Annotated in this window: 5 protein-coding genes and 1 pseudogene; 2 read left to right on the forward strand and 4 right to left on the reverse strand. The window is 60.8% G+C overall.

Going from position 1 to position 7,820, the window contains the following annotated elements:
- Positions 1-63: 63 nt before the first annotated feature.
- A complete protein-coding gene (metE, locus tag K0F85_RS26580; protein ID WP_219118851.1) occupies positions 64-2,352 on the reverse strand; it encodes a 5-methyltetrahydropteroyltriglutamate--homocysteine S-methyltransferase in 2,289 nt (762 codons plus the stop codon).
- A 365-nt stretch (positions 2,353-2,717) separates the two neighbouring features.
- Positions 2,718-3,935, reverse strand: coding sequence for an alanine transaminase (gene alaC, locus K0F85_RS26585; RefSeq protein ID WP_219118852.1), 1,218 nt, complete (start codon positions 3,933-3,935; stop codon positions 2,718-2,720).
- 308 nt (positions 3,936-4,243) lie between these two features.
- On the opposite strand from alaC, the gene K0F85_RS26590 reads away from it, so the two are divergent.
- Positions 4,244-4,927 carry a pentapeptide repeat-containing protein gene (locus tag K0F85_RS26590; RefSeq protein ID WP_374198832.1) on the forward strand — a complete coding sequence of 228 codons (684 nt, stop codon included), beginning with the start codon at positions 4,244-4,246 and terminating at the stop codon, positions 4,925-4,927.
- Positions 4,928-5,090: 163 nt separating this feature from the next.
- Here K0F85_RS26590 and K0F85_RS26595 read toward each other — a convergent pair whose 3' ends face one another.
- A complete protein-coding gene (locus tag K0F85_RS26595; RefSeq protein WP_219118853.1) occupies positions 5,091-6,305 on the reverse strand; it encodes an MFS transporter in 1,215 nt (404 codons plus the stop codon).
- Positions 6,306-6,425: 120 nt separating this feature from the next.
- Here K0F85_RS26595 and K0F85_RS26600 point away from each other — a divergent pair, with 120 nt between their 5' ends.
- Entirely contained in the window at positions 6,426-7,367 is a 942-nt protein-coding gene (locus K0F85_RS26600) for a LysR family transcriptional regulator (protein WP_219118854.1), read from the forward strand.
- A 196-nt stretch (positions 7,368-7,563) separates the two neighbouring features.
- On the opposite strand, the pseudogene K0F85_RS26605 reads toward K0F85_RS26600, so the two are convergent.
- Positions 7,564-7,820: pseudogene (locus tag K0F85_RS26605) on the reverse strand (hypothetical protein); the annotation flags it as partial.

Raw genomic sequence — 7,820 nt, forward strand, 5'->3', positions numbered from 1 at the left:
AATTGCAAGTTGTGATGATAGAAATAGCGATTCCCTATATCTGCCCTCTTCTCCCGGTCATCCTCAGGCCGCGTAGTCGCCGCGCAAGGCTTTTGCCGCCGCCACCATGTTCGCCAGCGCAGGGATCACCTCCTTCCAGCCGCGCGTCTTCAAGCCGCAGTCGGGGTTCACCCACAGGCGCTGCGCCGGGATGCGCTCCGCCGCCTTGCGCATCAGTTTGACCATTTGTTCCTGGCTCGGAATATTGGGCGAGTGGATGTCGTAGACGCCAGGGCCAATGTCGTTCGGATACTTGAAGTCATCGAAGGCGTCCAGCAATTCCATGTCGGAACGCGAGGTTTCGATCGTAATGACGTCCGCATCCATGTCGGCGATCTGCGCGATGACGTCGTTAAATTCCGAATAACACATATGCGTGTGAATTTGCGTCTCGTCAGCCACGCCATTGGCCGTGATGCGGAACGATTCCACCGCCCAGCGCAGGTATTCGGCCCATTGCGACTTGCGCAACGGCAAGCCTTCACGCAGCGCCGCTTCGTCGATCTGGATCACGCGGATACCGGCCTGTTCCAGGTCCAGCACTTCGGCGCGAATGGCCAGCGCCAGCTGGTAGCACGACACGGAGCGGGGCTGGTCGTCACGCACGAAGGACCAGTTCAGAATGGTGACGGGGCCGGTCAGCATGCCTTTCATCGGCTTGTCCGTCAGCGACTGGGCGTAGGTGCTCCACTCGACCGTCATGGCGCGCGGGCGGCTGATGTCGCCGAACAAAATAGGCGGCTTCACGCAGCGTGAACCGTACGATTGCACCCAGCCGAACTGGCTGAAGGCGTAACCATCAAGCTGCTCGCCGAAATACTCGACCATGTCATTGCGTTCCGCTTCGCCGTGCACGAAGACGTCCAGGCCCAGGGTTTCCTGTTCCTTGATGCAATCGGCGATTTCCGCCTGCATCCGCTTTTTATAGCTGGCGTCATCGAGCTGGCCGCTGCGGAACTGGCTGCGCGCCTGGCGGATTTCCACCGTCTGCGGGAAGGAGCCGATGGTCGTCGTCGGGTACAGCGGCAGTTGCAGCAAAGCTGCTTGCTTGGCGGCACGCACGGCGTAGCCGCTGGGGCGCTGGCCCAGGCTCGCATCGATGCGCCCCACGGCCGCTTTCACGTCCGGATTATGCACGCGGCTCGACTGCCGACGCGCTTGCACGGCGGCATGGTTGGTGTCCAGCGCCGCTTGCACGGAGGCGCGGCCATGGTTCAGGGCGCCAGCAATGGTGTGCACTTCATCGAGTTTTTGACGGGCAAAGGCCAGCCAGGATGTCATGTCGGCATCAAGCTTTTGTTCGCTGCCCAGGTCGACGGGCACGTGCAGCAAAGAGCACGACGGGGCGATCCACAGGCGCGATTGCAGGCTGGCATGCACCGGTTCCAGCCATGCCAGCGCTTCGTTCAAGTCCGTCTTCCAGATATTGCGGCCATTCACCACGCCCAGGGACAGCACGCTGGTGGCGGGCAATTGGGCAATGACTTGTTCGACTTCATCGCGGGCGTTGATGGCATCGAGATGCAAGCCTTGCACGGGCAACTTGCATGCCAGTTTCAAATTGTCTTGCAGCTTGCCAAAATACGTGGCCAGCAGCAGTTTGACATGATTGACCTTGCTCAAGGCATCGTAGGCCGTGACGAGCGCCTGCTGCCACACGCTGTCGAGTTCCGTGACGAGGATAGGTTCGTCGATCTGCACCCACTCCACGCCCAGCGCGGCCAGCTCCTGCAGCAGTTGTACGTAGACAGGCAGCAAGCCTTGCAGCAGCGCCAGCTTGTCGGAGTCATCCTTGGCCTTGCCCAGCCACAGGTAGGTGACAGGACCGATCAACACGGGCTTGGCTTTCACTTTCAACTGACGCGCTTGCGCCAGTTGCAGCAGCAGGCGTGAGCTGTCGAGCTTGAACTGCGTGTCGGCCGCAAATTCCGGCACGATGTAATGATAATTGGTGTCGAACCATTTCGTCATTTCACCGGCGTGGACGCAGCTGCAATCGCTGTCGCTGGCCGAGCGGCCACGTGCCACGCGGAAATAGTTATCGAGCGCCGCACCGCTCAAGCCATGTACGCGCTGCGGCAGGTTGCCCAGCGTAAAACTCAGGTCCAGCACCTGGTCATAGAAGGAAAAATCGCCCACGGGTACCAAGTCCAGCGCGTGCTGGTCTTGCCAGTGGCGCTGGCGCAATTCGGCGCCCCGGCCTTGCAGCGCTTCCAAGGTGCTGTTGCCCTTCCAGTAATCTTCCAGGGCGAATTTGAGTTCTCGTTTGGCACCGATGCGCGGGTAGCCCAGATTATGTGTCGTAACGGTCATGGTAGTAGTGCCTCCTCGTGAAGTGTGGAGTCATCATAGAGGCTTCTATCCATGAAAAATAATGGTAAAACTTCATACATTCATTATTAATATTCATGTGAATTCATGCTCGAACGCATCCAGTTGGCCGATCTGCGCGAAGTCGACCGCCTCGTTCGCCGAGCGTGCCGGCCGCAACCCAGGGCCAAAACGACAGGCAAAAAAAAAGCCCGCTGCGGGAGCGGGCTAAATCTATTTCCTTGGAGGAGATAGAGGAGACAGATGAATGATGCCGCGTTGCAGCATCTAAAACCACTTTATATTCGTGATGACAGAAATACGCGGCAGTGATATTACGGGCAACAGATCATTCCACTCGGCAACTTTTAAGTTGTCGCCTCCGCTATCGCGTCGCCAGAACGCAACATATTCTTGATGCCGCGCAAAGCTTGCCGCACGCGCGCCTCATTTTCGATCAGGGCGAAGCGCACGTATTCATCGCCATACTCGCCAAAACCGATGCCGGGCGAGACGCTCACCTTGGCTTTTTGCAGCAGCAGCTTGGCGAACTCCAGCGAACCCAGGTGGCGATAAGCCTCCGGGATATGTGCCCAGATGTACATCGAGGCCTTTGGCTTTTCCACCATCCAGCCCGCTTCATGCAAGCCCTTTACCAGCACGTCGCGGCGCCGCTGGTACTGGGCGCAGATTTCCGTCACGCAGCTTTGGTCGCCTTCCAGCGCGGCAATGGCCGCCACTTGCACGGGCGTAAAACTGCCGTAGTCGTGATAGCTCTTGATGCGCGCCAGGGCCGCCACCAGCTCCGCATTGCCGACCATGAAACCGATGCGCCAGCCCGCCATATTGTAGCTTTTCGACATGGTGAAAAACTCGACCGCCACGTCGCGCGCGCCAGGCACCTGCATGATGGACGGCGCCTTCCAGCCATCGAAGGTGATGTCGGCATATGCCAGGTCATGCACCACCAAAATATTGTGCTGTTTCGCCAGCGCCACGACGCGCTCGAAAAACTCCAGTTCCACGCACTGCGCCGTGGGGTTGGACGGGAAACCCAGCACCATCATCTTCGGTTTCGGGTAACTTTCGCGGATGGCACGTTCCAGTTCGGCAAAGAAATCCACGCCCGGCCCCATGCGCACGGAGCGGATATCGGCACCCGCGATCACGGCGCCCCAGATGTGAATCGGGTAGCTGGGATTGGGCACCAGCACCGTGTCGCCACGGTCGAGTGTCGCCAGCATCAAGTGGGCCAGGCCCTCTTTCGAACCGATGGTGACGATGGCTTCGCTGTCCGGGTCGATGTCGACTTCGTAGCGCTTCTTGTACCAGTGTGCAATGGCGCGGCGCAGCCGGGGAATACCTTTTGACGCGGAATAGCCGTGCGTGTCGGGGCGCTTCACCGTCTCGACCAGCTTGTCCACGATGTGGGCCGGCGTGGCGCCATCGGGATTGCCCATCGACATGTCGATGATGTCCTCGCCACGGCGGCGCGCTGCCATCTTGAGTTCGGCGGTGATATTGAAAACGTAGGGGGGAAGGCGATTGATGCGCGAAAAGCTGCGCGGAGCTTGGCTATCGGTCATGGTTATCTCTGTACGTAAGCGCCCGGATCCGTCCGAGCGACGTTGGCGCAGTAGCTACGCCTGTGACGATACTAACCCGGCTTCGCAAGAACTGGCAAGGCCATTTCGGACGCGCTACAATACGCGTTGATCGAAAATGAGCGCACCGGTTGGTAACCCGGTAAGTGCCTGGCACAGTCCGGCATGCTCCCGCCCACGCGGACCCACGACGCTGACCTTTGGCTGTTACACCAGCCGGGGAGGTGTTCTGGTTCGTGCATCTTTCCGCCGCGCCATCCCTCCCCTGCTTCACTTTAGGAATGAGACGGATGGCAACACACGACACCGCCGTAACTGGCATGACCCTCGACCGCGCCGGCTTCGAGCAGCAGCTGGCCCTGCCAGTGCACCACTTCATCGATTGCGCCTTCGACGGCGAAGACTTGTCGCGCCTCGATTTGCAGGGCTGCACCTTCGAGCGCTGCACTTTTGCCGAAACCAGCTTGTTCGCCAGCAAGCTGGCACGCAGCACCTGGCGTCGCTGCCGCGCGGGCAGCGCCGATTTCGAATCCGTCGACGCCGTTGACGCCACGTTTGAAGGCTGCGACCTGAACAACACGAAATGGCGGCGCGCCAAGCTCGCCTCGGTCACGTTCCGCGGCTGCAAGCTGACGGGCGCGTCTTTCGAGGAAGTAGCCCACCTGGGCCTTACCTTCGAAGACAGCCTGCTGGTGGGCGCCGACTTGCGCGGTTTCTCCTTCCGCAAGGCCATACTCAAACAGCTGGATTTTTCCGACGCCTACCTGGCGGGCTGCGACTTCCGCGACGCCGTCTTCGAAGGCGGCAGCTTGCGCAATGCCACGATCAAGCTGGCGAAGTTCCAGGGCGCGGACTTGCGCGGCGCCGATATCGACGGCTTCAAACTGAGCGAAGCGGGCGTGCTGAAGGGCGCCGTCATCACGCATGCGCAGGCGGCCAACTTCATGCGGGCGCTCGATCTGGTGGTGATTTAATCTGAACAGGCAAAAAAAAGCCCGCTGCGGGAGCGGGCTGAATCTATTTCCTTGGAGGAGATAGAGGAGACAAGTGCATCTTGCGGCATCGCGGCATATCACGCCACTTTATATTTATGATGATAGAAATTCCTATCGGTGATAATGAGACGCCATCAGGGTTTCAAGCCGTGCGGCGCGTGACCAGCGGCAAGAATTCTGCCAGCCACACCAGCACGGCCAGTCCCGGAAAGGCCATGCCGGTCAGCAAAGTTGCTTGCCAGCCATAGCTGGCGTACACCCAGGCGCCAATGGCCGAGCCGGCCGCGCCACCGGCAAAGAACAGCGCGAAATACAGGCCATTCAAGCGGCCCCGCACTTCCGCCCCCAGGCTGAAGATGGCGCGCTGGCCCAGCACCAGGTTGGCGGCCACGCCCATGTCGAGCACGATGGAAGCGATGACCAGCAAGCCCAGCGCCACGTGTTTCGATGCGGGTGCGAACATCGGCAAGGCGAAGGCGACGATGCCCAGCGCCAGTGCGGCGGCCGTGGCCGGCAAAGTGTGGCCCGCGTCGGCCAGACGGCCGGCGATGGGCGAGGCCACGGCACCGGCCATGCCCACCAGCGCAAAGATGGCGATGCCCGTCTGCGACAGGCCGAACGCGGGGCTGGACAGTACCAGCGGCGTGACGGTCCAGAACAGGCTGAAGGCGCCAAACAGGCCAGCATGATACGCAGCGCGGCGGCGCAGCACGGGCGTGCCCAGCAGCAAGTGCCACAAGGACGCCATCAAGGCCGGATACTTCATGCTCGACACGGGCTGGCGCACGGGCAAGGCACGGCGCAGGACAGCTGCCAGCGCCAGCATCAGCACGGCGGCGCCGCCGAACACCACGTGCCAGCTCGCATGGGCCGCTACCAGCGACGCCACGGGACGGGCCAGCATAATGCCCAGCAACAAGCCGCTGACCACCTTGCCCACTGTCTGCCCGCGCGTCGCTTCCTGCGACAGGTGGGCGGCAAACGGCACGATCACTTGCGCCGCCACGGAACCGAGGCCGATGGCCAGCGCGGCGGCCAGGAACACGATGGCGCCCGTGGAGAGAGCCGCCACGACCAGGGCCGTGGCCGTCACCAGCAAGGCCGTGACGATCAGGCGGCGGTTTTCCAGCAAGTCGCCCAGGGGCACGACAAACAGCAGGCCCAGGGTATAGCCGACTTGGGTCAGGGTGACGATCAGCCCGGCCGCCTTGGCCGACAGCCCCGTCGAGGCACTGATGGGCCCGACGAGGGTTTGCGCGTAATACAGATTGGCGACGATCAGGCCGGAAGCGATGGCCAGCAGCAGCACCATGGCGGGCGCAATGTCGTGGGGAGCGGAAGATGAGGCCTTGTTCATGTTGTTTCCTCGGTTCGATAGGGATGTTGCCATTCTAGGCAAAACCACGGCAAAGATAATTAGGGCATAATCCCCCTACACTTTTCACATAAGATGAACAATTAAAACGAAAGCTATCCCGTGGACAAGATCAAGGCCATGCAGACCTTCGTACGCATCGTCGAGGCCAACAGTTTCTCCAAGGCGGCCGAAACACTCAATTTGCCGCGCGCCGCGCTGACGGCCACCCTGCAAAAGCTGGAAGCCTACCTCGGCACGCAACTGCTGCAGCGCACGACGCGCCGTTTATCCCTGACGCCGGAAGGCGCCGACTACTTTCGCCACTGCCTCGACATCCTGAAAGCCGTCGATACGGCGGAACTGGCCTTTCGTGGCCCCGACGCGAAAAAGCCGCGCGGCTTGCTGCGCATCAACTTGCCCAATTCGGTGGGCCGGCGCCTTGTCATACCCCATATCGCGCAATTCCACGCCGCGTATCCGGACGTGCAGTTGCAGCTGAGCTTAACGGACCGCCTGGTCGACCTGACGCAGGAAGGCATCGATTGCGCCTTGCGCGTCGGCACCTTGCAGGATTCGGCCTTCATCGGCAAACAGGTCGGCCTGATGCGCTTCGTCACGTGCGCCTCGCCCGCCTATCTGGCGCGGCATGGCACGCCGCAGACCCTGGCGGACCTGGCCACGCACAGCGGCATCATGCATTACTCGGGCCGCACGGGCCGCGCTTTCGACTGGGATTTCCTACAAGGCAAGGAAGTGCTGCGCGTGCAGATGGCGGGGCCCATCGCCGTCAACGATGCCGACGCCAGCGTCGATTGCGCGCTGCAAGGATTGGGACTGGCGCAATCGGCCCAGTATCAGGTGCGCCAGCACCTCGACAGCGGCGCGCTGGTGGCCGTGCTGGCTGATCATCCGCCGACGCCCATGCCCATGTCGCTGCTGACGCCGCAAGGCCGGCTGGCCACGCCCAAGCTGCAGGCGTTTGCCGGGTGGATCTCGGCGCTGCTGGCGGAGAACGCGGATGTGCAAGACGGCCGCCTGGAATCCGGGGCAGAGTGTAAATAAGCAGGAGACCCAATTCTTGAAAAATGAAAGTGTTACACGATGTCCTTCAACCTTTGGACCGTAACCCTGCTGACTCGACAGAGTGGATACGGTGCCGATGAAGAGGCCGGGCTCGTGCTCGGAATTTTTACCCAATAGTTGGCATCAATCGGGGCTTTCTCCAGGCAGGCTGGGGAATTAGTATCCGACCGGCAAACTATTCGCAAGCGGTCAGAAAATAGTGTGCCACGGCTTCAAAGGAAGCGAAGGATTTTTCGAAACTCGGCGGATCGAGATCATAGACAAGTGGCATGAGGTTTCGCATGTAGCGCTCTTTCATCTCGCCATTTTCTTTCGCTGCAATCAAAGTCCGCTTAAGCACAGACACGGGGTCAACATCGAATTCGGGGTTTTGCCCTTTGAATTCATCCCGGTCGCTCATGACAAGCTGTGGGAAGATGTCCCTGGCGGCCG

Origin of the sequence: Janthinobacterium sp. UMAB-56 (assembly GCF_900095265.1) — a bacterium.
GTDB lineage: Bacteria > Pseudomonadota > Gammaproteobacteria > Burkholderiales > Burkholderiaceae_D > Janthinobacterium.

Coding starts and splice junctions, on each gene's coding strand:
- K0F85_RS26590 (WP_374198832.1), top strand. CDS start 4,244: ATGGCAACACACGACACCGCCGTAACTGGCATGACCCTCGACCGCGCC.
- alaC (WP_219118852.1), bottom strand. CDS start 3,935: ATGACCGATAGCCAAGCTCCGCGCAGCTTTTCGCGCATCAATCGCCTT.
- metE (WP_219118851.1), bottom strand. CDS start 2,352: ATGACCGTTACGACACATAATCTGGGCTACCCGCGCATCGGTGCCAAA.
- K0F85_RS26595 (WP_219118853.1), bottom strand. CDS start 6,305: ATGAACAAGGCCTCATCTTCCGCTCCCCACGACATTGCGCCCGCCATG.